We start from the raw sequence: 23768 nt of genomic DNA, 5'->3' as shown, positions 1-23768 counted from the left end.
CTTCCATGACCTCCGCCACGAAGGCACCAGTCGCAAGACCCGTGATCGTGCGCTCGCCGATCGGGGCCGAAGCCAGCGAGGACAGCGCGGTCCAGAGATGTTCCTTGACTTCGGGGGTGATGGTCACGCCTTCGCGGGCCAGGATCGCCGCGATCCAGCCCGCAGCCCAGGCGCGTTCGCCAGGATCGTCGATCCGGGCCAGCGGCTGAAGGTAGACCGCATCCTCACCGCCATCCGTCAGCGCGCCGCCCAGATCATGCCAGTCGCCGCCCATGGCGAGCGCCGCGACCCGGATCGACCCGCCGAAATCGAAGGCGAAGATCTGGCTTTGCGCATAGCGCCGGAACTGCAGCGCGATGAGCGCCAGAAGCACGGATTTCCCGGCACCCGTCGGCCCGATTACCAAAGTATGGCCGACGTCGCTGATATGCAGCGACAGGCGGAACGGGCTCGATCCTTCCGTCTTGCCGAAGAGCAAGGGCGGCGCGTCGAGGTGGTCGTTCCGCTCCGGCCCCGCCCAGACCGCCGAGAGCGGGATCATGTGGGCGAGGTTCAGGGTCGAGGTCGGGGGCTGGCGGACATTGGCGTAGGCGTGCCCCGGCAAGGAGCCAAGCCAGGCATCGACCGCATTGACGGTCTCGGGCATGGCCGTGAAATCCCGGCTCTGCACGATCTTCTCGACCAGCCGCAGCTTTTCATCGGCGGCGCGCGGATCGCGGTCCCATACCGTGATCATGGCCGTGACATAGGCCATGCCCGCGACATCCGCGCCGAGCTCCTGCAGCGCCATGTCGGCATCGAGCGCCTTGTTCGCTGCATCGGTATCGACCAGCGCGGATTGCTCGTTGGTCATCACCTCCTTCAGGATTGCGGCGACCGACTTGCGCTTGGCGAACCACTGGCGCCGGATCCGGGTCAGCAGGCGGACAGCATCCGTCTTGTCCAGAAGGATCGCGCGGGTGGACCAGCGATAGGGAAAGGCCAGCCGGTTCATCTCATCGAGAAGCCCGGGCGTTGTCGCACTGGGAAAACCGGTGAGCGTCAGGATGCGCAGATGCTGATCGCCGAGGCAGGGCTCGAGGCCCGCGGTCAGCGGCTGATCAGCCAAGAGCGCATCGAGAAGCATCGGCACCTCGGGCACGCGCAGGCGCTGGCGGTTGGTCGAGACCGTCGAATGCAGATAGGTCAGCGTCTTGGCATCATCGAGCCAGCGGCATTCAGGCATGAAGCCGTCCAGCAGGGACAGCACGCGATCGGTCCGGTCGACGAAGCCCCGCAGCAGTTCCCACGGGTTGACCCCGGATTGTTCACAACCCTCGTAAAGCCATGTCTCGGCGCGGGCGGCGTCCTCGGCGGGAGGCAGCCAGAGGAAGGTCAGGAAATAGCCTGACACGAAATGCGTGCCCGCCTCTTCGAAAGCCGCCTTGCGTTCCGCATCGAGCAGCCCCGAGGCCGGATCGGGAAACCGGCTGTCGGGATAGGTCGCGGCCTCGGACCGCTGCGCCTCCACGAATATTGCCCAACCAGAGCCCAGACGCCGAAAGGCGTTGTTGATGCGCCCCGCCACCGCGACCAGTTCGGCCGCGACGGCGGAATCGAGGTCCGGCCCCCCGGAAGCTGGCCGTCCGCTGAAAGCTGCCGTCCTTGTTCAGGACGATCCCGGGCCCGACCAGCGCCGCCCAGGGCAGGTAATCCGCGAGACGGGCGTTGCGGTTGCGGTATTCGGCGAGGTTCATCATGAGCGCGCCCTCACACCGCGAGGAAGGCGGGGAGGCGCAGATGCCTGCGACCGACTTCGACGAAGAGCGGGTCGCGCTTCGCGGCCCAGACCGCCAGTAAGTGCCCCACGGCCCAGATCAGGATGCCGACGAGCCAGAGGCGCAGGCCGAGGCCAATGGCCCCGGCCAACGTCCCGTTCAGGATCGCGATGGAGCGCGGCGCGCCGCCGAGCAGGATCTGCTCGGTCAGCGCCCGGTGCACCGGCACGGAAAAGCCGGGAACGGAATCGAGGCTCTCGAAGCTTGCCGCCATCAGAGCAGCGCCCCGCCGCCGAAGGAGAAGAAGGAGAGGAAGAAGCTCGACGCAGCAAAGGCGATCGACAGGCCGAAGACGATCTGGATCAGGCGCCGAAACCCGCCCGAGGTGTCGCCGAAGGCCAGCGTGAGGCCGGTGGCGATGATGATGATCACGGCGACGATCTTGGCGACGGGGCCCTCGATCGACTGAAGGATGGCCTGAAGCGGCGCCTCCCATGGCATGGAGGAGCCAGAGGCATGGGCCGCGGGGGCCAGCAGAAGGCTGACATAGGCGGCGGTTACGAGTGTCGAGGCACGACGCTGCAGGGTACGGGCGTGGCGGATCATTCGGGGTGTCCTTTCGGGGTGGTTGCGGGGGTGATGCGGTAGTCGCCGTCGGTGCCGAGCCCTTCGACGCGGGCCAGTTCGACCAGCAGACGCGCAGAGCCGCGCCCTGCGAGAACGGCAACCAGATCGATCGTCTCGGCGATCAGTGCGCGCGGGACAGTGATGACGGCTTCCTGGATGAGTTGCTCGAGGCGGCGCAGCGCGCCGATGGCGCTCCCGGCGTGGATCGTCCCGACCCCCCCGGGATGGCCGGTACCCCATGCCTTCAGAAGATCGAGGGCCTCCGCCCCGCGCACTTCGCCCACCGGAATGCGGTCAGGCCGCAGGCGCAGCGAGGACCGGACAAGGTCCGAGAGAGTCGGTACACCGTCCTTGGTGCGCAGCGCGACCAGGTTGGGGGCGGCGCATTGCAGCTCGCGCGTGTCTTCGATGATTACCACGCGATCCGAGGTCTTCGCGACTTCAGCGAGGAGAGCGTTGGTCAGCGTGGTCTTGCCCGTCGAGGTGCCGCCCGCCACGAGGATGTTGGCCCGCGCGGTCACCGCGCCACGGAGGACTTCGGCCTGGTGATCGGTCATGATCCCAGCGGTCACGTAATCGCCGAGCGTGAAGACAGCGACGGCGGGTTTGCGGATGGCGAAGGCCGGGGCAGCAACGACCGGCGGCAGAAGACCCTCAAACCGCTCCCCGGTTTCGGGCAGCTCCGCCGACACCCTGGGGCTCCGCGCATGCACCTCAGCGCCGGCATGATGGGCGACCAGCCGAACGATGCGTTCACCATCGGCGGCAGAGAGCCGCTCCCCCGTATCGGCCAGGCCTTGAGACAGACGGTCGACCCAGATCCGACCGTCGGGGTTCAGCATCACCTCGACGACGCCCGGGTCCTCGAGAAGCCGAGCGATCGACGCGCCGAGCGCCGTGCGCAACATGCGCGCCCCGCGCGACCTTGCCTCGGAATTCCGGTGATCTGCCGTCATGTCGTCCCCATTGCGCGGGGACGCCTCAGCTTAGCCCCGGTTCGGGATCGATTAAGGGAACCGGATTTTTGCTCGACTCAACAGGTATTTGGCTGTGTGCGGCACACGGCGGCACACGGCGGTAAATCGGTGGATGTCGCCTGACGGTTTTGGACTGCGCAATGAAATGAATTTCTTCTGCGGCTGTATAGTTCATCAACGAACTGTGTTCGCTGCGGTCCATGTTTGAAGACGAGCAAGCGTCGGAGCAGGACAGAGCAGCTTCTAAAAGGAAAGGGTGACCTACTAGCAAGTCAGTAGCCTGACGGACTGTATCAAACCCCCAATGTCAGCTTATTTCCCCTTTAGCTTGACTTTGTCATATTTTTTCTTCATAAGTCCGACAGTGGAGGCTACCATGACCGATGGACCGCTCAGAAATGCAGAGCTCAGTGGCCGCTGGAAACAGTATGGCAAGGACCTTGTGAGTGATGCCGCAACCGCAGACGAACGCATCGTCCAAGCCTGCGACAGCATGGTCGGCGATCTGGACGTGTCGGAAGTCAGGAGCCTCCTGAGCGCCATCAAGAGGCACGCCGAGCGGCCGCAGATGGACCTCGACGTCACGTCGTCGATGGAGACGCTGTTCGAGAGCGGTCAGAAGCCCCCGCTCACCGACATGCTCCGAAAGCACCTGATGGCAAACCTCCACGACCGGATGCCCCTCGACACGGCCCTTGATCAGGCGCTGCAAAGTACGGTGGTCGATTGGATCGGCATGACCAAGAACCGCCTGGACGAAGAATGCATTCGCGCCCGCGACCTAGGTGACATGAATCGGGAGGATTACCGCAAGGGTATTGAGCGGAACGCCGAGACCTTCGCGGGCATCGACCGGAACGGCCTCCGTGACGCGCTGACTAGCGGCAATAAGCGCGCGTTCAAGCAGGCACAACGGAAGAAGACGGGCGTAGATGAGGGTCCAGACGAGTGAGTGCGCACCACAACATCATGGGCTCGGCGACCAAGCACCTGCATGTTCTCGAAAAAGGGCAGAGACTTGGCCGAACCAAATCGCCAGGCGTTGTTACTGCCGCAATCGAGCGACAGATTACCTTCGATGCGGCGATCCTTGACACTTTAGATGTCAAGGGGTGCCAGCCGCTGCACTACGATCTGTTGGTCATCTGCGCCGCCATTGAGTTCGCGGACCGTCGCTGGAGGCGCCCGCGTGGCTGGTCTCGGAACCTTCACCTCACGATGCCGGTGATTGACCTGACGGCCTGGCAGAAGCCTGCTGTGCAGGAAGAGCTCGTGAGTGTGCTGCGACACCTTACGGGTGACGACTGGCAGTTCACGTTTGTGCAGGCGGAGAACCACTCCCCGATTGGAGATCGGCAAGGGATATTGAACTTCCCGACGACCAAGACGTTCGCCATCGCCTACAGCGATGGGCTGGACTCTCGGGCGGTGTCGGCACTCAGCGGCACGAAGGATGAAGGGCTTTGCATTCGCGTCGCCAACTTCCGCAATCGGCGGAAGAAGGGAGATAGCTACTTCACGCAGATACCCTTCAAGGTGAAGGGCTTCCGCAGCAACGAGAGCAGCTTCCGGTCGCGCGGTTTCCAGTTCGCGGCAGTGACCGCGATCGTCGCGCATCTCGCAAACCTGACGAAGGTTATCGTTCCGGAAAGCGGCCAAGGCGCGCTTGGGCCTGTCCTGCTCCCTCTGCACAACATCTACCCGGACTACCGCAACCATCCGACGTTCTTTCGGCGCATGGAGCGCTTCGTTCAGTCCGTGCTGAACCACAAGGTTCGCTATGAGCAACCGCGCCTTTGGTCGACGAAGGGGCAGACGCTGCGCGCCTTTCTGGAGATTCCAGGCAAGGCCGAAGATGACCTGAAGAGCGCCCGCTCCTGCTGGCAGAACCGCCGGATCGTGAACACGGATGGAGGAAAAAAGCAGTGCGGCCTCTGCGCGGCCTGCCTGCTTCGACGCCTGAGCATGCACGCGGCCGGCATCACCGAGAAGCCAGATGCCTATGTCATCTCGGATCTGAGCTCCCCTGACCTGCACGAGGCGCTATCTTGTCTCCCCCGAAAAGCCGACCGGGACATCATGGCAGAGTACGGGAGCGTCGGCGCGCGCCACCTTCAGCAACTTGCCGAGATGGCTGACCTGCCCGATAGCGACCTCCGCGCGCATGCTTGGGAGATCGCAGCGGCCACCGGCGCGAGCTACGCAGAAACGCTGGGGAGGTTGAGGGCCTTGCTCATGACCCATGCGCAAGAATGGCAGGCATTTCTGTCTGCCCAAGGAAAACAAAGCTTCTTGAGGAGCTGGATGGAGGGAGGACGCTATGGCAGACCTGAATGAACTGAGCGCTCAAGAGATTGGACGTCGGCTACGTCTGGCGCGGGAGAACGCAGGCATTCGACAAGATGAGGCTGCCCAGGTCATTGGCATGTCGCGGCCAACCCTCGTTTCCATTGAAAAAGGCGTCCGCCGTGTTCGCATTCAAGAGATGCAGTCATTGGCACGCCACTATGGCGTCTCGGTCAACGCACTCCTGCGGCGGGAGGCTGTGCACACCGACCTTGTGCCGCGATTCCGCAAGCTCCGGGAGACCGAAGACAAGGACACCGCTGAGGCCGTCCAAATCTTCAACAGGCTGATCAAAGCGGATGTCGAACTGGAAAACGTGCTGGGTATCGAGCGGAGACGAAACTATCCCCCTGAGCGCGGCGTCAACACGGGCAATGTCGTCGCACTGGCCGAACGGCATGCTCAGGAGCTTCGTGACTGGTTGGGTCTGGGTTCAGGGCCGATCGCGGATATTTTCTCGGTCATTGAGCTGGGCCTTGGTATTCGGCTGTATCAGCGCCGCTTGTCGTCAAGCTCGAAGGTCGCGGGCTTGTTCACGTATGAAGAGGGCGTAGGTGCCTGCATTTTCCTGAATGCGAACCACCCTCTCCCCAGGCGCATCCAATCTGCCGCGCACGAGCTCGGGCACTTTTACGGGACGCGGCACTCTCCCGAGGTGCTCGACGAGGACGAAAAGTTCCTGTCGCGGGAGGAGCGTTATGCGCACGCCTTCGGTCGGGCGTTCATTACGCCTGCGTCGAGCTTCGCGGAAAGCTACCGACAGCTAAAAGAGATCACCGGAAAGACGACGCGCCGACTGATCATTCTTTTGGCAAATCAATACAATATCTCCCGTCAAGCCTGTGTCCTGCGACTGGAGGAACTGGAACTTGTCAAGAAGGGCACGTGGGACTGGTTTGAAAAAAACGGCGGAATTACCGAGAAGGACGTTCGGGAAGTTCTCGGTGAGACGGCAGATCGGAACGACCCGGCCAAGAGTGATGCCGACCGACGCGTCTCCCACCGAATGAGCTTGATGGCGCATGCGGCGTGGAAGCGCGAGCTCATGTCGGAAGGGCAACTTGCGGAACTGTTGACTATCGGAAGAGTGGAGGTACGCACCATTATCGATCAGATCGAGCTTGAGGAAAGTGGGCCGGATGACCTTCTCAAGCTCCCTGATTGACGATCCAAGACCTCTGGTCCTTGACACGAGCGTCCTGATCAACCTTCACGCATGCACCTTCGGCGAGCGAATACTCATGGCGATTCCCAATCCCATCGTGGTCCCGAATATCGTCGCGGACGAACTCGACACCGAAACCGGCAGGAGGAACGGCGACCACGGATTCCTGCGTAGTCTGGTCGGCCAGGGGAAGATCAGCATCGTCGCCATGACGGACGACGAATATGTGCTTTTTGCCGACCTCACCTCGGGCACGTCGTCCCTCGACGACGGCGAAGCCGCGACGATTGCCGTGGCCGCCAGACGAGAGCTCCGAGCTGTCATCGATGAGAGAAAGGGCCGTGCCCAAGCCGTCGCCCGGATGGGCGGCGAAGAACCCGGCTGGACCCTCGACCTGCTTCAACATCCCGTGGCACACCGCAGCCTTGGCGATGCGACCCTGACGGAGGCCATCTACCTTGCCCTCTGTGAAGGCCGGATGCGCATCCCGCAAGAGCGTGGAGACGCGATCGTTGCTCTTATCGGCCTAGAGCGTGCACTCCGTTGTACCTGCCTGCCGAATTACAAAGGCTTGCTCAAGAATAGCGAGGCCCGCACGTAGGGACTTTGGAATGCAACAAATTATCGGGCCAGTTCAGTATGAAACTTCGTGATCCTTCCCCAGCAGAAAAACTGCGACTGGATCAGATCCCCTCATTTCCACGATAAGCCTCTTTCCGCCCGCCCTCGCCGACACGGTCCCGGGTAACGTCACGCAAGAACCTGTCGCCTGCAGCGAGTTTGCTGCCGAGGCTTTGTAGGAACCCCTCGAAGCGCTCAGCGCCTTTCGCACGGGCGGCGTCCCGCGATGCTTCGGGCAAGGGCGGCGTGACGGTCATCCAGAAGCGGATGAAGAGCGACAGGGTTTCCCCAACGACGGCGAGATCCTCGTCGAGACCCTCGACCTGACGGCCGAGCCTGTCGAGCCGCCGGGAGAGCGCGGCCTCCATGCGCTCGCTCGTGTCACCCGATAGAAAAGACGCGACCGCTGCCTCGATGACGGCGGATTTCGAGACGTTCCGGCACAGCGCGACCGCCTCGACCTGGCTCAGCAGCGGCGGGTCGAAATAGACATTCATTCGGGTGCGCGGTGTCATGACCGCTGCCTCACAGTTCGATGCCATCATCGGGGTTCATCGCGACCTGGCGCGCCACCATGCGCATGCGTTGCCGGATCGCACGGGCTTGCGCCGCATCGACATCGGGCTCGTCATCGAGGAGGCCGAACTCCTGCACAGGGGCCGGTGGAGGCGGCACGATCTCCTCCTGCTCGGGCAGTTCCGGTTCGCGCCGGATGCCCGCATTCGCCGGGTCGCCGGCGTGGTTGCCGGAAGCGTCGGACTGCTCGGGGGCCGCAGCGCGGGTCAGATCAGACCAATCGTCGGACGGCCGCAGCCCCCCGACCGCGACCGATTGGTTTCGTAGGTCAGGCGGCGGCAGCACCCGTTCCCGGAAGCGTGGGTCCTCGAAATAGCGGGCCTTGGTCGCCCGGATCGGCGGCACGCCGGCAACCATGACGATCTCGTCGGTGGACGGCAATTGCATGATCTCGCCCGGTGTCAGCAGCGGCCGCGCGATTTCCTGACGCGAGACCATCAGATGCCCGAGCCAGGGCGCAAGACGGTGCCCGGCATAGTTGGTGGAGTCGCGCATCTCGGTCGCCGTGCCGAGGGCATCGCTGATCCGTTTCGCGGTCCGCTCGTCATTGGTCGCGACGGCCACGCGCACATGGCAGTTGTCGAGGATGGCGTTGTTCGGACCGTAGGCGCGCTCGATCTGGTTGAGGCTCTGTGCGATCAGGAAGGACTTCAGGCCATAGCCCGCCATGAAAGCCAGCGCGCTTTCGAAGAAGTCGAGGCGGCCGAGCGCGGGAAACTCATCCAGCATCAGCAGGAGTCGATGGCGCTTGCCCGAGGTCTTCAGCTCTTCCGTCAGGCGCCGCCCGATCTGGTTCAGGATCAAGCGGATCAGGGGCTTGGTGCGGTTGATGTCCGACGGAGGCACGACCAGGTAGAGGCTGGTCGGGCCGGGCCCCTCCACCAGATCGCTGATGCGCCAGTCGCAGCGCGCCGTGACCCTGGCGACGACCGGATCGCGGTAGAGCCCGAGGAAGGACATGGCGGTCGAGAGGACGCCGGAGCGTTCATCCTCGGACTTGTTCAGAAGCTCACGCGCAGAGGAGGCAATGACGGGATGGACGCCCCCTGACCCAAGATGGGCGGTTTCCATCATGACGCGCAGCGTCGCCTCGATCGGCCGACGCGGGTCCGACAGGAAGTTCGCGACCCCTGCGAGGGTCTTGTCCCGCTCGGCATAGAGGACATGGAGGATGGCACCGACCAAAAGCGAGTGGCTGGTCTTTTCCCAATGGTTGCGCTTGTCGAGACTGCCTTCGGGATCGACCAGGATATCGGCGATGTTCTGGACATCGCGGACCTCCCATTCCCCCCGCCGGACCTCGAGCAACGGATTGTAGGCCGAGGATGCAGCATCGGTCGGGTCGAAGAGCAGTACCCGCCCATGGCGCGACCGGAACCCTGCCGTCAGCCCCCAGTTCTCGCCCTTGATGTCATGCACGATGCAGCTGCCGGGCCAGGTTAGGAGGGTCGGCACCACAAGGCCTACGCCCTTGCCACTGCGGGTGGGCGCAAAACACAGGACATGCTCGGGTCCGTCATGGCGCAGATAGGCCCGCTCATGACGCCCGAGGACCACACCATCGGGGCCCAGCAGACCGGCGGCATGGATCTCCCGCGCCTCCGCCCATCGGGCCGAACCATAGGTGGCGACGTTGCGCGCCTCGCGCGCCCGGATGATCGACATGAGGAAGGCAGCCGCGATGGCGAGTGCCGCGCCGGTCACGGCGATGGCGGCCCCTTCCATGAAGATGCCCGGGGCATAAGCATCGAAGGAGAACCACCACCAGAAGAACGCGGGCGGATGGTAGACGGGCCATCCCGCTGCCTCGAACCGGGGCGCGCCAAGCTGGGGCTGGAAGCCGAGGCGAAAGGCCACCCACTGCGTCGCCGCTCAGACCATCACGAGGACGATCGTGAACACCGTGATGATCTGGCCCCAGAGGATCCGGCCTCCCCGCATGCGCGCTCCTGCAAGACTTGCGTGAACCGCATCTGGGGCTGGAGAAGCGCGATGATGGCAACTGAGAAGTCGTGCGCGGGGAAGTCCCGGATAGGAAGGGCGGAACATGGGACAGTCTTGTCCGGATCCCGCGCGAGGCACACGGACCTTTCTATGCAAAGCAGTTCAGACCCCAAGGCCCCTCCCTCGCCCGAGTTGCCAGGAGATCGACCCGCCCTTCACAACACCTGTCACCTCGCGCCCCAGCCGGGGATTGATGACGGGGCGCCACGGGACCAGCGTGAATTCCTGGCTCTGCTCGACCAGCGCGAACTTGTCGCTTGCGAGCTGCACGGTACCCGTGAAGGTGCCGCTGACCCGTGCGCCGTCGGCAGCTGGACGGAAGGCGAGTCCCTTGCGCTCGGCGAGGGATGCCCCGACACGGGCGAGTTCGCGGTCGCGCAGGGTCGCCAGCAGATTGCGGCGGTAGAGGACGCGCGCCCCCTGCCGCGTCGCATCGCCCCTTGCGAGGTGATGGTCGCGGCGCTGGTCGAGGCCTCGCGCACCTCCTGCCCGAAGCCCGAAGACGCAATGTCCGACCGATCGCCGCGCAGGAGCCGCTGGTCAAGCCAGGTCGCGCCATCGGCCCCGATCTGTTTGTCGAGCGTCATGGCCGAAAGCACCCGGACCGTCGCTTGCCGGTTGCGACCCGCGTCATGGGCGGCCGCACGGCGCGCATAGTCCTCGGGGACCCGCTATCGATCTGCATCGATCCGCTCGACAATCCCGGCACGGCGCAATGCCTCGAGCCTGCGGACATGGGCATCGACGAAGCCCGCATGATCGCCACCCGGCACCCGGCCTTCGAACCGGGCCTGTTCCAGGTGGCGGCTCGGCCGATAGATCCCGTCCTCGGCCATGGCAGCGATGGCGCGATCCGAAGGCCGGGCCGCGGCATCGGCGGGCCCGACCTCGACGATGCTGCCGACCTTCGCCTCCTCGAGGCGGTCGGCATCCAGCCCCGAGACATTATGGATCCGGCCGTCGAGGCCATCCACCACAAGGGTCAGGCTCTCGCCCATCTCGTCGGTCAGAAACTTGTCCACGATCCGCCCGGTGATCGGCACCTGGGGGGCAGCGTCATGGACCTCGAAGGTCATGGGATCGCGGGTCAGTCCATCGGCCTTCAGGGCGCGATGGATGCTGCGGATGATGTCGCCGCGCTCCCCCATGGCGCGCAGCGTCGGCTCCAGCCTCGGGTTCAGTTCCCAGACGCCCGGAGCCTGTTCCTTGGCGAGGCCCATCTTCTGCAGCCGACCCAGACGACGCAGACGCAGGGTCCGGTCAAACTGCCGCCGCGCCTCCTGCGGTTCGGGACGCAAGTCGAGCAGACCGCCCTCGGCCTCTGCGATCAGCGCGCGATCGATCCCCGTGAACCTGTCCTGGTCGACCTCGGCCGCGAGCTTGCGGGCCTGCTCACGTTCCGAAACCGGGCCAAGTTCCAGTGTGGCAAGCGCGCTTGCTCGCTCCCGGAGGCCATGGGCGAGATAGTCGCCATTGATGACGAGGGTTTCGCCGCGATCATCGCGACCACGCAGGATGACATGCACATGGGGATGACCCGTGTTGTGGTGGTTGACGGCGACCCAGTCGAGCTTTGTGCCAAGGTCGGCTTCGATGCTGCGCATGAGGTCGCGGGTATGCCCTGTCAGATCGGAAAGTTCTGCGGCATCCTCGGGCGCGATGATGAACCGGAACTGATGGCGATCGTCGCGTCCCCGCGCGAGGAAGGCCTCGCCGTCGGCCTGGTCCTCGGTCGCGGAATAGAGCTGTCCCGGCGCGCCGTCGCGGGATGTGCCGTCGCGCTGGATGTAGCGCAGATGCGCGGCCCCCTTCCCGCTACGGCCAGCCTGCCGGACATAGCGGGTCTTCACGACGACCCGACGCATGCCCGCCACGCCGTGTCGCCAGCCGCCCGAGAGGTTCCGGGCGCGGACGAAGGCCGCGCCCCGCCCGCGCCGGACGCCCGACCCTTCCGCACCCCGTCCCGCCGCGTTCGCGCCCTTCCCGGCGGGATTGGCAGGGTCACGGGAAACGCCCGAGGGCGCGCGCGCCGCGCCGCGCGCGGGTCGGTTGCTGTGCTGGCGGGCGAGCTTCTTGGCGCGGGTCAGAAAGCTCTTGGCATTGCCCGCCTTCGGACTGTCCGAGCGGATGGCCCCCGGCCGCGGCTCGAACCGGTTCTCGTCATCGCCGCTCATGGAGCCGTCCGGGGATCAAGGGGCGCTTGCGGGCAAAAAAACGGGGCACAGTGCCGCAAATAGCCGCCCAAATTCAGAGACTTACCGTCAAGCGCGGCACCACGGCCCGGAAAACAGGGTGCCACATCCGCGCCCCGAAAACAGTGTGCAGACAAAGGCTTGCCCGGAAACCGGCGCCTCGGGGTGCCGGTTTCCTTTATCTTGCCCTCCGCCTTCCCTGCCTTTTCCGCTTCTGCCGCCGGGATCGCAGCCAGGCGTGCCTTCCCCGAACCGGTCAAATCCTGGTGGCATTCCGATGCCCTGCATGCGCTCATGGTCCACCCGATCCCGCGCCCGGGGTCACGAAAATCCCGTCCGCCGGGGCTGCGGATCCCGGCGCGCTCCCCGGCAGGCCAGACCCGATTTGCTGCTCGGACCGCACAACGAACAACGCCGCATCGCGCCAGTCCGGCGGCAGAGCTTGCGCAACCATCTGCGCTTCCGAAGGAGTCCCACTGCCGAGAAGAGGGGCGAGTGCCGCCACGTAGGCGCGCGTCTCGGCTGGCAAGGCACGCCCCGTTTCGAGATAAGCGTCGTAGCGACCGGGACCGGCATTGTAGGCGGCAAGCATGGCGGCGACGTTGCCGTAACGGTCCCCCATCTCGCGCAGATAGGCGGTCCCGGCGAGGATGTTGTCGCGCGGATCATGTGGGTCTTCCCCGAGCCTGAGGCGCGCGCGCAAGGCGGCCCAGGTGCCAGGCATGACCTGCATCAGCCCCATGGCTCCAGCGCGGCTGACGGCGCGCGGATCATTGGCGCTTTCGGCGCGCATCACCGCGACGATCCAGTGTGCCTGGATCCCGAAACGCTGTGCAGCCTCGGCAATGAAGGCGCCATGGGGATGTGCCGCGATCTGCGCCGGAACGGGTTCCGCATGCGCGATGGTTGGGCCTTGGCTGAACGACAACAAGGCGCAAACGAGCGCCGCGATGTGACAGTGCCGCATGGTCGTCAGTCCCGGTCTTCGCGGGGTTTCGGACGGTTCCAGTGCAGCGACCAGGCGGCACCGGCGTCATCGTCGCGGAAGAGATTGGCGCGGATCGACTGCGGCAGGGCGGGATCGTCGAGCAGCACGGAGAAGTACTCACCAGCCTTCTCGCCGCTGCGTTTCCAGGCGGCTCCGACCTCCGGACCGTCCGCATTATCGACATGCACCCGGTAGGCCGGCGCGTTCTCGGCCTCGCTGTTTTCCACCGGGACGAGCGCAAGCGAGACGTCGAGTGTGAGCGTCCGGAGCTGTCCGGTGAAACCCGTTTCTTCGCGGGTTAACTGTCCGATCTGTGACATGTCAGGTCTCCTCTGTTTTGGGTTGGGTGGGCTGTCAGGGGTGGATGAAGCGCCCGTCTCGGGGCTCGGCTGGCTCGGAAGCCACCCAGATCGGGCGCGCCATGCCGATGACGGCGTCAGCCGGGAGCGGCCCGAAATAGCGGCCATCGAGGCTGTCCCGGACTTCGCGATTCATGAGGAAGATTTCGCCTTCCCGAAGCAGGCGGCAGCCCTGCCAGTCGGGCAGATCGCGACCGAGCCGATCCCGAGGCAGCGCTTGCGCAAGGACGACGTCATCGACGATGACTGTCGCGCCGATGCGGCAAATGCGCTGTCCCGGCAGGCCCGCGACATGCTTCAAGAGCGGGACATCCGCGCCGATATAGCCGCGCGTAACCATGAACGCGGCAAGGGGCGCTGGCGGCATGACCGCGACGAGGTCGCCGATGTCGAGCCCGGTCGGGCGCTCGACCCAGTAGAGTCCGAGTGGCACGCTGGCAGACGCGTTCCAGATCAGCCACGCGGGCAGAACTGCGACTGACGGAACTGCAAGAGTCGCCAGACCCATCGCGGCCAAGAGGAGGATCACGCGGCGCTTCATGGCCAGATCCTGCGCCGCGCAAGCCAGGCCGCATGCCGCGCGGAGGAATAGACCGACGGGGACTGTCCGGCCAGCAGGCGATTGTGGACATGACGCCAATGATCTGGCGCGACGGCGGTCGGATCGATCCCGAGGGCTTCGATGGCGTCGATGATTTCCAGGGTGCGCTTGACCCTCGGCCAGCCATCCAGCTGCAGCAGGATTTCGGCACCGGGATGCACGAAACCGAGCGTCTGGAAGGGCTCGGTGCGGAAGACAGCACGCAAGATGACGAGCCGCACGGCGACGGTTCCATGCTCGCTTCCGGCCCAGCGGACGGAGCCGAAGATCGCGCCGGAGGCAAAGCCAACTCTCCGTCTTTGCCGGTCGATCACCTGTTCCCGGCACGGGTGGCCGAAGCGGATCCACTGCTCGACGCGGCGTCGCTGGAACGTCAGATCGACCCATGTGATCGACGCAATGGGCCGGTCTTGCGTCGTGTGTGCGTCGAGTTGCTGCGGGAGCTTGCCAGTCATGACGGGGCCCCCTTTTCGGTGAACGGGGGATAGCCGATCAGATCGCGCAGCATAGCAGCGCAGGTCTGACCTTGCTGGCAAGCAGCAAGAAGGACGCTCCCCCGCAGCTCGGACATGATATCAACGGCAAGGCTGGTGCTGCCGACCCCGCTATTCAGCGTGAGGAGCGCACGGGTCATGGCCGTTCCCCCGGCTTGCCGAGGGGCAATTCTGGTTCTCGTAGAACGGGCTTTTCGAGCCCCCTTCCCCGGCGCCGATACCCGGCCTTCAGCGCGGCACCAGTCCTTGCGATCAAGGTTTCGACAGCGGTCCTGTGCTCTTCAAGGTTAGAATCTTTGTTAGACTCTAAGTTAAGGGCGCGATTTTCTGTTGTGGTGCATGTGGTTGAGCGCGGTTTCGGTTCCCGATAGCACGAGCTTAGGGTTCCCGATGGCACGAGGCCATTCACAGCTTGTCCACAGGGCGCGGCAGGCTCGAAGGCCAGCAGCATGCGGCCGCCGGATTCGATCTCGGCGAAGAGGACATAGCCGGGCAGCGGCTGGCGGCGGATGATGTCGCGCAGCTCGAAGGCGAAGCGCTTGAAGGGTGACAAGCTTCCGGATTTCTGATGCAGGTGACGGAAATCGAAGCGCCAGCCACCCGCCTGTCGCCCGCCATGTTTGCGCACAAGGCGGTAGAGCCAGCGGTCGAGGCCGCCTGTCAGATCGAAATAGGCGCGGTCGATAGTCAGGATCAGCGCGTCATCGAGGACAGCGCGATAGAACCAGTCCGGGACGATCAGCTCGATGCCGTCAGGTCGCCCCCTCGCGTCGCTGCGTTCATGCCATTCGTTGATCCAGGAGAAGCGATGGCGTCGCCCCTCGGCGGGCTGGCGGATCGTTGTCGCCACCGTGGTCGACTGCAGCCGGTCCAGCGCGGCCTTCAGGCGCTGATAGTCTCGAAGCGACGTCCCGCGCCCGGTGAAGTTGAGAATCTCATAGGGTGTGGCCGCCATCAGCCGCGAGGTGCGCAGGCCTGCATCGCGCGCTTCGACGATCTGGCTCGCGGCCCAGATCAGGATATCGGCATCCCAGATCGTGGCCATGCCGTGATCGGGCACGGCCTCGACGCGGATTGCGACGTTTCCCGCCACGAAATCGATGGGGCGGATGCGCGGCGACTTGGACAGGGAGAAGAACGGATAAGCCATGAGATCCTGCGCGTCACGTGGGGCGAACTCCCCCGGCAACGCCCGAAAGAGGTCGAGTTGGCCGCGCTCGGAGGCGCTGCGGGGCGTCGGGGGCATGAGGAACCGGAAGGGCCGTCAGCGCGTCGCGCGCGCTGGCACGGCATGTGGCGACGCCGTCATGCGCTTGGCCGGCAGGACCTGGCCGCGCGGATCGGAGGTCGAAGTGACCGAGCCGCGCGCAACCCACGCCGTGAGGTCATCGACCGAATAGACGACGCGCCCGCCGAGCTTGTGATAGGCGGGCCGGTTCCATAGGTCCGGTGCTTTTCCAGCGTGCGCGCCGACAGGCTGAGGAACGTGGCCGCCTCCTTGGTGCGCAGGTAGCGTGGCGGCAGAACGGCGAGATCGGGTCGCATGGATGGGGCCTCCGTGGGTCTGTGGAAGGCCGTCGGCAAAGGACGGCCTGTCCCGCGCAGGCTGGCGAAGAAGGACCGGAAAGGGGGATGAGGAAGATTGGGGGTGGAAGTATCCTACCCCCAAAGGCAGCCTCGCCTCGACGGCTGGGGTTCAACACCACGCGAGAGGTTCTCAGTTAACAGGTTACTTGGTCTCGAGAGGCGGCTACGCGGAGAAAGGCCAGCAAACCCTAGATGATACAAAACCAAGAACCAGACAGCTGATATAATATGGGTCGACGAACGAAGCATACCTTGGCCTGCCCCTGCCCCTCAACTCCGCTTAGCGTTGCATGAGAGTTCACATAGGGTAAATCTCAATGTAATTTTCGTCGCTAAGGTGAGGCTCAAAATTGAACGGTAAGGGCAAACGGCGATTGAAACACGGCGATGGCGAACCGCGTGATCCGACACCCTATCTGGGCGTGGTCGAAGACGTGATCGAAGCTGTTCCCCATGACCCCCTCAGCCGGCAGTTTCTATTGATCGACGCCGTGCGGGAGGACGAGTTTATTCGCGACAGTGCGTCTGCGGCCGAGAGTCCAGACTCTCTAGCCCTTGTCCGCATCATGTCGACTCCAAAGCGTCTTAACGACATGTTCGGTCTGGCCGAAGTCCGGCCGGGCAACTGGCTATCGTTTGAGTTGGACAATTCCGGCGGAATTCCCAGGGCTTGGGAGATGCGCGCATCCGAGAACTACGCCAGCAGGCGCTCTAGATCGGTACGTGGCATGCGCCGCATCGAGGCTTCGGACGGTGCCGCCCGGACCAGCGATGGCGATCTACTGACGAAACTTATTGATGCTGCTATTTTGCAGGCAAAAGATTCGAAGCGAGAAAGCGCGGCGGATGCGATCGAACAGATTGGCGTTGGCGGACAGATCGAGATTGTCGTCCTCGATGTGGGCCAAGCTTCGGCAAACCTCATACGGCGTGATGGCCAGCCGATTGGCTTCTTTGATCTTGGATCCCCGCTTTGGTTCAACAGGGGTTCGTTTCCAATCAAATATGGTTTGCCAGCCTTACCATCAGGGTTCGTCATATTGTCCCATTGGGACTTTGACCACTTTGAACTCGGACGGCGCAATGCTCCATACCACCAGCTTCGGTGGTTTGCACCGGATCAACCAGTCGGCTTGAATACGGCTCGTTTCCAGAAGCAACTAGGTCATCGCCTAACGTTTATTGATGGACCTGCAGCGGGGGGAGGTTTCCGTATGTCGCGGGGGATATCCAAAGTGCAAAATGATCGAAACGGAACCGGGTACCTGTTGCGGTATGAAGCAGAGGGTAAGACAGCCTTGCTGACCGCAGATGCAAGTTACGACAACATTGATCCGACCATGTTATCTGGTGTGAGCAGACTGACGATACCCCATCATGGTGCGGCTTCGACTATCTTGCCGCCTCCAGCTGTTCCTACCAGTCGCGCAGTAGCGTCTTTTGGACTGCCAAACAAGTACAGGCACCCAGACCCACAAACACTGGCGGATCACGCCAGCCAAAAATGGCGGATCGAGGCTACGGCTGCTTTTGGAGGGCGCACTCGAGGAAACAAAATGCTTTTCCCTTGATAGACTAGCCTCGTGAAGAAGCATGGAGAAAGCTACAAAATAGACCAATGCCATACTGCACTGCGTTTCGTCGCCGATCTAGGCCGAGTTCACAGCTCGTCAGAAGAAGATAACTCTAGGGTTTTCGACGGTGCCGCAGGAGGCCCAGATACCCGCCGCCGATCAGCGCTGAGGCATTTCGGGCGAGCGCGATGACCGCTGCCCGCAGCGGGAAGGTCTTCCACGGTTCACCTAGGACGCGCCGTTCCCCGAAGAGCGCGACGCCGATCTCGCGGTAGCTCGCGCCCGCGGCACGCCCGTCTGCGGCCTGCATCATCAGGCGGAACCGCTGACGCTGGTATGGGGTCATGCGAGTATCGCGCGGGACCGGGCGCGCCTTCAGCATCTGCCAGAACCGTTGGATCGCTTCGATCCGGCCCGGCAGGTCATCATCAAGGGGCAGCAGGATGGCCATGGACCCGGTGTCCATGCGCCCCGCCATGTTCAAAAAGGGAACGGGACCATCCGTGCCAAGGGCGCCATAGCGCCCCTCTTCTGCATCCGCCGCTGACGTTGCCCCCCAACTTTTATCCAGCGTGAGCGAGACTCCGGGACTGAGTTTTGCCCATTTGGGCGGGTTGGGCAACGGGGGCTGGCGCGGAGCTTTGCGGATTGCGCAGCGTCAGGCCCCGTTGCGGGGTGAAGGTTTCGGCAAACTCGGCTGGGGTCTGCCAGCTGAGGCGGGAGTGGGGGCGTTCGGTGTTGTAGTCCGTGCGCCAGGCGACCAGCGTTGCGCGGGCATGGTGCAGGGACGGGAACAGCGTTTCGTTCAAGAGTTCGTCTCGCAGGCGACCGTTGAAGCTTTCGATGAAGGCATTCTGGGTCGGCTTTCCGGGCGCGATGTAATGCCAGTCAAACTTGCGGTCATCCACGAATTTGAGGATCGCATTCGAGGTGAACTCGGTTCCATTGTCACTGACCACCGTCTGAGGCTTGCCGCGGGTGTCGAACAGCGTCGCCAGTTCCCGCGCCACCCTTGCCCCCGAGAGCGACGTGTCCGCGATCAGCGCCAAGCATTCCCGCGTGCAGTCATCGACCACGGTCATGATCCGGAACCGGCGGCCATCGGTCAGCTGGTCTGACACGAAGTCCAGCGACCAGCGCTGGTTTGGCAGCAAAGGCAGCACCATCGGGGCCCGTGTGCCCATGGCCCGCTTGCGCCCGCCCCGGCGACGGACATGCAACTGCTCTTCGCGGTAGATGCGAAACAGGCGCTTGTGGTTGACCTCGTGGCCCTCGCGCCGCAGGAAGACATGCAACCGACGATACCCGAACCGGCGCCGGACCTTTGCCAATTCTTTCAGCCGCTCGCGCAGCACAGGGTCGTCTTGGCGGACCACCTCATACCGCATGGTCATCCGGCAACAGCCGATCACCCGGCACGCCCGCCGTTCGCTCATCTCGTGACTTGCCACTAGATGCGCGACCGCTTGCCGCTTCGCGGCGGGCGTCACCACTTTTTTCCGAGCAGATCCTTCAAGGCCGAATTGTCGAGCATGGAGTCGGCCAGCAGCTTCTTCAGCCTGCCGTTCTCATCCTCAAGCGCCTTCAGACGCTTCGCCTCGCTGACATCCATGCCGCCATACTTGGCTTTCCACTTGTAAACGGTCGCATCGCTGACGCCGTGCTTACGGCAAAGATCGGCAACGGAAATCCCCGCCTCGTGCTCCTTCAGAATGCCGATGATCTGATCCTCGGTGAACCTGCTGCGCTTCATCTCTGGTCCTTTCGGTTAGGCCAGAGTCTACCTCAAACTGGATTAGGCAGAGGGGGCAACGTCAAGGAAGTCGAGCATGTCCGCCTTTGGGATCCAGCACTCGATGGCCGCGCCGAGGATCTTGTCGCGCGGCCCTTCCCATTTCTTCCAGACCGAACTGTCCTTATCGAGCTTCGTGACGATCTCGAGGGCCAGCTTGGCGAGGGACCGCTCCTCCCGCATGTGGCGCAGGGAGGGGCTGCGCACATACTCGGCCAGAAGGCTGTAAACGACTTGGGTTCGCTGGTTCATGAACATGTCTTCCTCCTTGAATGCGCCATAGGCTCAACCACGGGTTCCCCCCGTTCAATGCCTTCAGTCAGGAGTTTTCCGCGATGACAAAGCAAGATCCCCCAGAAGACGGCCCGACCCAGCCAAGCGAATTCGAGGCGTTTCGCGAAAGCATGGTCTTCGAAGGGCCGGAATTGACCTTCACCCCCCGTGGGTCACCCGACCCCCGCTTGCTGCGCCTTGTCCGTCTCCTCGCACAGCAGGCGGCGCGCGAGTCCTACGAAGAGGAGCTGCGACTGGCGCGGCAAAAGAAGCGCGAGGCGCCGCCCGGCTGAACTCAGCCCAACGGCGATCGGCCGTCCCGCTCTCTGCGCACGTTGCAAAAACGGCGCGCTGCCGGTCCCCCCGACTTGGGCACAGGGCTGGCCACGCGCTTGGCGCGATGCCATTTTCGACAGTCTCAACTCACATGACCCGTTTTCGACATCCATGATTGATTTTCGGCGCAACCGGCGTATAAGGATTTTCGACACTGGCCCATGATTTGTGGTCATAATCCGCGCGCATGAGGCCTTTTCGACGCATGAGACCCGAGAGCCTGACGCCCACCTTCTTCCAGGATGAGCCCCTTCCCGAAGGGGCCAGCCTCGCAGGTTGGGCCGCGCTGGTCTCCGCGTTCGGCATTCCTGCGCCGGTGCGCAACCCCACCTGCATCTCGGAGCGACATGTGCGCGGCAACGTCCGCGCGGATGGGATCTGGCAGGTCTATGACAAGCGATACCTGCCGGATGCGACGCTGGAGGGCCATCTCAGCTTTGCCCTTCGGCATGAGACCATCGACCTCCTGATCCTCAAGCGCGTGTTCGATGGCGTTCCACAACAGGACATCGAAGCGATTGTCCGCGCCACACCAACTGGCGCCTTCTCCCGGCGGCTGTGGTTCTTCTTCGAGACCCTGACGGGACGCAGGCTTGATCTCGAGGATGCGCCAACCGTCACGGCGGTCCCGGCTCTGGACCCCGCCCACTATTTCACCGGCAAGGAGCGCTTCTCGCAGCGCCACCGCGTCCGGGACAATCTGCTTGGCACCGGTGCCCTCTGCCCGGTGATCCGCCGCACCGAGAAGCTCGAGGCGTTGATCTCGCTCGATCTGGCCGCGCGGGCCAAGGAGACCATCGGCAAGACAGGCGGCCATGTCGTGGCGCGCGCGGCGAGCTTCATGCTGCTGGCCGACAGCCGCGCAAGCTTCGAGATCGAAGGCGAGCGCCCGCCCGTCAACCGCCTGGAACGCTGGGGACGCGCCGTGCTAGAGGCCGGAAAGCGCCCCCTCAATCAGACCGAGATCTACCGTCTGCACCGCATCCTGATCGGCGACGATCGCCTGACCCCGATCGGCTATCGCGACGACGGGGTCTTTCTGGGCGAACGGGACCACAGCAACGACCCCTTGCCCGAGTTCATCGGCGCGCGGCCCGAGGATGTTCCCGACCTCATGACGGCGCTGAACGACTGCAACAACCGGCTCCGTCTGACCGATGCCGAAGAGGTCGATCCCGTCCTGCAGGCCGCCATCATCGCCTTCGGCTTCGTCTATATCCACCCGCTGGCAGACGGGAATGGTCGCCTGCACCGCTGCCTGATCCATCACGTTCTCGCCGAGCGGAAGTTCACGCCACCCGGGATGGTCTTCCCGGTCTCGTCCGTGATGCTCGACCGCATCGACGATTATCGGGCGGTTCTGCAAGGTCACTCCGCCTCGCTGATGGAGCACATCACGTGGCGCGCAACGCCCACCGGCAATGTCGAGGTGCTGAACGACACGGCCGATCTCTATCGCTTCTACGACTGCACAGTGGAGGCCGAATTCCTCTATGACTGCGTGCGCAAGACCATCGAGGAGGATCTCCCGCGCGAGATCACCTATCTCAGGCGTCACGACGCGGCGATGCGCGGCATCATGAACCGCATCGAGATGCCGGACGCTCTGGCACGGCAGGTGATCCTGTTCGTCACCCAGAATGACGGGCGGTTCCCGAAGCGCAGGCGAGACCGCGACCCCTTCGACAAACTCACCGATGCCGAGATCGCCGCCCTGGAGGAGATCGTGACGACGGCCTTCTCGAATTGAATTCAGCCCGCCCCCCCGTCCGGCTGCCTGACGGAAACCGATAAGCTTCCAAAGTTGTGGCTCCGCACCCAGGGGTTTTCTTTTTCTCCCAAAGTCCAGAATGTTGGACAGAATGACAGCAGCGTTGGAGACTGCGGACAGATGCATCGTGAAGGGCAGTGAATTGAGGGACGAGAACGAATTCAAGGCATGGCTGGAACAAGGCGGTGCGCAAACGGAAGCAGGGCGAAACTCGAGGGCCTATGCAGTCCGAACGCTAGAACGAAACCTGACCGCGCTTGGTATGCCCTATCAGAACCTCGAGGCAGCTTGGAAGGCCGATCAGTTTGTGGGCCTCAGGGAACGTCTCAAAGCGATGCGTGACGACGCTCGGTCAGGAGGCGAAGATTTTCGTATCCTGATGCCGGACTCGGAAAAGCCCCATAACAGGCTGTCGAACTGGAGCAGTTGGTTGGCGCAGTACGGCCGGTTCTTGGCGGGTGATCCGCCGGGCACAGCGAAGGATGCGGATCGCATTCGGCAACACGTTCTGGAAAAGTACATCGAGCCCGCACGTGAAGAAGGTACCTCCCATGTCGATGTGCTCGTTCGGGACGTGAACACGGCCCTCAACCTGAATGAGGCTTGGCCGAACATTTGTCAGGCACTGGCAGGCAAGATTTTCCAGGACCTCGCACAGGTCAGCGCTCCGGAGCGGATCGGTGCTGATCAAAGCTCGGCAACTGTATTTCGTTTCGGGCTCGACGAGGCGGCAGCGTCACAGAACGAGCGTCCATTCACGCTCTTTGACGCCGCTGGAAAGCCGTACCAACCAGTGAAGAACTTCAACCGGACCAACGGTATCTCGGCCTATTGGATCAAGCCCAAGGGCGCAGGCAATAAAGCCGACGAAGCAATTGAAACTGAAGATATCGTCGTCGTCGCGCGGGCGATGCTTGTTGAAGGGCTTGCATCCAGATTCAAAGCCATCGCGGGCGGCACGGTCAACTATTTGACCTACGGTGGGGATAAGCTCGTCGGCTACCAACTGGACCCAAACATAGCGGAGAAAATCGGGGTGCCTGCCCATGGCGGCATCCAAAAACCAAGAGAGCAAGTGGAACGTACAATGGCCGTCGCCCAAAACGATGCACACCCCAAAGCCAGCAATCTTATACTCTATGGCCCGCCTGGCACCGGGAAGACGTTCAGCACGGCAGCCGAAGCCGTCAGATTATGTGGGGAAGAGGTGCCAGAGGATCGCGACGATCTGATGGCCGTCTACCAGGGATTTCTTGCCGCGGGGCGGATCGAGTTCGTTACCTTCCATCAGTCGATGGCTTATGAAGAGTTCGTCGAGGGCCGGCAGCCGATGACCGGCGCGGATGATGGCGAGGACACATCCTCGGCGGGGTTCCGGCTGGAGACAGTACCAGGGATCTTTCGTCGCATCGCGCGACGCGCGGAAGTGAGCCGAGGAACGGTCAGTTCTGGAACAAAGCTTTCGCTCGAAGGCCGACGTGTTTTCAAGATGTCGATAGGCGCGAAGCACTTGCCCGAAGACGCCCCGCTTTTTGAGGAAGCCATTGAGAAGAATTGCGCGATCTTTGGGTTCTACGAGTTTGATCTCTCCGATCCCCGCTTTAGCACTCGGGAGGCAATCCACGCCGCTGCGGAAGCCCGGCGCAAGGAAGACCCAGAGGCGTTTATCTCTCAGCCTGCCACGATGATGACCAACCTTTTCGGAACAGCCTGAAAGTCGGCGCCGTT

Annotated in this window: 22 protein-coding genes and 5 pseudogenes; 8 read left to right on the top strand and 19 right to left on the bottom strand. The window is 63.4% G+C overall.

Annotation, left to right across the window (positions count from 1 at the left end):
• Positions 1-31: 31 nt before the first annotated feature.
• The 5 genes and pseudogenes from trbE to CYR75_RS15900 form a co-directional block, all read right to left on the bottom strand.
• Positions 32-1739 (bottom strand): annotated as a pseudogene (trbE, locus tag CYR75_RS00925) (conjugal transfer protein TrbE); the annotation flags it as partial.
• A gap of 10 nt (positions 1740-1749) precedes the next feature.
• Positions 1750-2031: a VirB3 family type IV secretion system protein gene (locus tag CYR75_RS00920; protein ID WP_101498430.1), complete on the bottom strand. Its 282-nt coding sequence runs from the start codon at positions 2029-2031 to the stop codon at positions 1750-1752.
• Positions 2031-2363, bottom strand: coding sequence for a TrbC/VirB2 family protein (locus tag CYR75_RS00915; RefSeq protein WP_101498429.1), 333 nt, complete (start codon positions 2361-2363; stop codon positions 2031-2033). Before CYR75_RS00915 ends, CYR75_RS00920 begins: the two co-directional genes overlap by 1 nt.
• Positions 2360-3292, bottom strand: a complete 933-nt coding sequence (gene trbB / locus CYR75_RS00910) for a P-type conjugative transfer ATPase TrbB (RefSeq protein WP_450091379.1) — start codon at positions 3290-3292, stop codon at positions 2360-2362. The genes CYR75_RS00915 and trbB overlap by 4 nt, the downstream gene beginning before the upstream one ends.
• Before the next feature lie 73 nt (positions 3293-3365).
• The gene (locus tag CYR75_RS15900; protein ID WP_158644545.1) at positions 3366-3563 is read right to left on the bottom strand and encodes a hypothetical protein; all 198 of its coding nucleotides are present in this window, start codon (positions 3561-3563) and stop codon (positions 3366-3368) included.
• Between the two features lie 174 nt (positions 3564-3737).
• On the opposite strand from CYR75_RS15900, the gene CYR75_RS00905 reads away from it, so the two are divergent.
• From CYR75_RS00905 to CYR75_RS00890, 4 genes are all read left to right on the top strand, one after another.
• Positions 3738-4313: a hypothetical protein gene (locus tag CYR75_RS00905; protein ID WP_101500791.1), complete on the top strand. Its 576-nt coding sequence runs from the start codon at positions 3738-3740 to the stop codon at positions 4311-4313.
• On the top strand, positions 4310-5698 hold the full coding sequence (locus CYR75_RS00900; RefSeq protein ID WP_225972787.1) for a 7-cyano-7-deazaguanine synthase: 1389 nt from the start codon (positions 4310-4312) through the stop codon (positions 5696-5698). Before CYR75_RS00905 ends, CYR75_RS00900 begins: the two co-directional genes overlap by 4 nt.
• Positions 5682-6872 (top strand): helix-turn-helix domain-containing protein, encoded by a 1191-nt coding sequence (locus tag CYR75_RS00895; protein WP_101498426.1) that lies wholly within the window; start codon positions 5682-5684, stop codon positions 6870-6872. Before CYR75_RS00900 ends, CYR75_RS00895 begins: the two co-directional genes overlap by 17 nt.
• A 76-nt stretch (positions 6873-6948) precedes the next feature.
• Positions 6949-7473 (top strand): hypothetical protein, encoded by a 525-nt coding sequence (locus tag CYR75_RS00890; protein ID WP_225972786.1) that lies wholly within the window; start codon positions 6949-6951, stop codon positions 7471-7473.
• Between the two features lie 82 nt (positions 7474-7555).
• Here CYR75_RS00890 and CYR75_RS00885 read toward each other — a convergent pair whose 3' ends face one another.
• From CYR75_RS00885 to CYR75_RS16300, 11 genes and pseudogenes are all read right to left on the bottom strand, one after another.
• Complete coding sequence (locus CYR75_RS00885; RefSeq protein WP_225972785.1) at positions 7556-7990, bottom strand: CopG family transcriptional regulator; 435 nt, start codon at positions 7988-7990, stop codon at positions 7556-7558.
• Positions 7991-8018: 28 nt separating this feature from the next.
• Positions 8019-10010: pseudogene (locus tag CYR75_RS00880) on the bottom strand (conjugal transfer protein TraG).
• Positions 10011-10175: 165 nt separating this feature from the next.
• Positions 10176-10618 (bottom strand): annotated as a pseudogene (locus CYR75_RS16545) (DUF3363 domain-containing protein); the annotation flags it as partial.
• Positions 10613-11938: pseudogene (locus CYR75_RS16715) on the bottom strand (relaxase/mobilization nuclease domain-containing protein); the annotation flags it as partial. The pseudogenes CYR75_RS16715 and CYR75_RS16545, both read right to left, overlap by 6 nt.
• A gap of 619 nt (positions 11939-12557) precedes the next feature.
• On the bottom strand, positions 12558-13232 hold the full coding sequence (locus CYR75_RS00870; protein WP_101498424.1) for a lytic transglycosylase domain-containing protein: 675 nt from the start codon (positions 13230-13232) through the stop codon (positions 12558-12560).
• A gap of 5 nt (positions 13233-13237) precedes the next feature.
• Positions 13238-13573 (bottom strand): DUF736 domain-containing protein, encoded by a 336-nt coding sequence (locus CYR75_RS00865; RefSeq protein WP_101498423.1) that lies wholly within the window; start codon positions 13571-13573, stop codon positions 13238-13240.
• Positions 13574-13607: 34 nt separating this feature from the next.
• Positions 13608-14153 carry a S26 family signal peptidase gene (locus CYR75_RS00860; RefSeq protein ID WP_101498422.1) on the bottom strand — a complete coding sequence of 182 codons (546 nt, stop codon included), beginning with the start codon at positions 14151-14153 and terminating at the stop codon, positions 13608-13610.
• Entirely contained in the window at positions 14150-14668 is a 519-nt protein-coding gene (locus CYR75_RS00855) for a DUF2840 domain-containing protein (protein WP_101498421.1), read from the bottom strand. Before CYR75_RS00855 ends, CYR75_RS00860 begins: the two co-directional genes overlap by 4 nt.
• On the bottom strand, positions 14665-14847 hold the full coding sequence (locus tag CYR75_RS00850; protein ID WP_101498420.1) for a hypothetical protein: 183 nt from the start codon (positions 14845-14847) through the stop codon (positions 14665-14667). Before CYR75_RS00850 ends, CYR75_RS00855 begins: the two co-directional genes overlap by 4 nt.
• On the bottom strand, positions 14844-15857 hold the full coding sequence (locus tag CYR75_RS00845) for a replication initiator protein A (protein WP_450091378.1): 1014 nt from the start codon (positions 15855-15857) through the stop codon (positions 14844-14846). The genes CYR75_RS00850 and CYR75_RS00845 overlap by 4 nt, the downstream gene beginning before the upstream one ends.
• A 114-nt stretch (positions 15858-15971) precedes the next feature.
• Positions 15972-16252: pseudogene (locus CYR75_RS16300) on the bottom strand (helix-turn-helix transcriptional regulator).
• A gap of 416 nt (positions 16253-16668) precedes the next feature.
• Here CYR75_RS16300 and CYR75_RS15895 point away from each other — a divergent pair.
• A complete protein-coding gene (locus CYR75_RS15895) occupies positions 16669-17865 on the top strand; it encodes a ComEC/Rec2 family competence protein (protein ID WP_158644544.1) in 1197 nt (398 codons plus the stop codon).
• Between the two features lie 115 nt (positions 17866-17980).
• Here CYR75_RS15895 and CYR75_RS00835 read toward each other — a convergent pair whose 3' ends face one another.
• From CYR75_RS00835 to CYR75_RS00825, 3 genes are all read right to left on the bottom strand, one after another.
• Complete coding sequence (locus CYR75_RS00835) at positions 17981-18319, bottom strand: DUF2285 domain-containing protein (RefSeq protein ID WP_225972784.1); 339 nt, start codon at positions 18317-18319, stop codon at positions 17981-17983.
• Positions 18320-18431: 112 nt separating this feature from the next.
• A protein-coding gene (locus tag CYR75_RS00830) for an IS3 family transposase (RefSeq protein ID WP_101498417.1) occupies positions 18432-19621 on the bottom strand; the annotation gives its coding sequence in 2 pieces (ribosomal slippage) (positions 18432-19363 and positions 19363-19621; 1191 coding nt in all).
• 42 nt (positions 19622-19663) lie between these two features.
• Positions 19664-19918, bottom strand: a complete 255-nt coding sequence (locus tag CYR75_RS00825; RefSeq protein ID WP_101498416.1) for a hypothetical protein — start codon at positions 19916-19918, stop codon at positions 19664-19666.
• Positions 19919-19995: 77 nt separating this feature from the next.
• Between CYR75_RS00825 and CYR75_RS00820 the strand changes: the two genes are divergently transcribed.
• The 3 genes from CYR75_RS00820 to CYR75_RS16295 all read left to right on the top strand — a co-directional run bounded on the left by CYR75_RS00820 (position 19996) and on the right by CYR75_RS16295 (position 23754).
• Positions 19996-20226 carry a hypothetical protein gene (locus CYR75_RS00820; protein WP_101500789.1) on the top strand — a complete coding sequence of 77 codons (231 nt, stop codon included), beginning with the start codon at positions 19996-19998 and terminating at the stop codon, positions 20224-20226.
• 248 nt (positions 20227-20474) lie between these two features.
• Positions 20475-22019, top strand: a complete 1545-nt coding sequence (locus CYR75_RS00815; protein ID WP_101498415.1) for a Fic family protein — start codon at positions 20475-20477, stop codon at positions 22017-22019.
• 100 nt (positions 22020-22119) lie between these two features.
• Positions 22120-23754: a P-loop NTPase family protein gene (locus CYR75_RS16295; protein ID WP_225972783.1), complete on the top strand. Its 1635-nt coding sequence runs from the start codon at positions 22120-22122 to the stop codon at positions 23752-23754.
• Positions 23755-23768 lie beyond the last annotated feature (14 nt).

Source organism: Paracoccus jeotgali (assembly GCF_002865605.1).
GTDB classification, from domain to species: Bacteria; Pseudomonadota; Alphaproteobacteria; order Rhodobacterales; family Rhodobacteraceae; genus Paracoccus; species Paracoccus jeotgali.
The sequence above is the reverse complement of the archived record's forward strand: the minus strand, read 5'-3'. Positions and strand labels throughout refer to the sequence as shown.